General features: G+C 54.5%; 1 pseudogene. It reads right to left on the bottom strand.

Going from position 1 to position 209, the window contains the following annotated elements:
• A pseudogene (locus tag HMPREF2877_RS02165) lies at positions 1–209 on the bottom strand (hypothetical protein); the annotation flags it as partial.

Genomic DNA, 209 nt, shown 5'->3' with positions numbered 1-209 from the left:
AGTGCAAGTGAATCTGCAAGTACTTCAGCGTCAATGAGTGCCTCAACCAGCGCCAGTGAATCGGCAAGTACCTCAGCGTCCATGAGCGCCTCAACCAGCGCCAGTGAATCCGCAAGTACGTCTGCATCGATGAGTGCTTCAACGAGTGCGAGTGAATCAGCCAGCACATCAGCATCGATGAGCGCTTCAACAAGTGCGAGCGAGTCAGC

This window comes from Streptococcus sp. HMSC072D03, from assembly GCF_001812855.1.
GTDB classification, from domain to species: Bacteria; Bacillota; Bacilli; order Lactobacillales; family Streptococcaceae; genus Streptococcus; species Streptococcus salivarius_D.
This window is presented reverse-complemented; position numbering and strand designations above follow the sequence as displayed.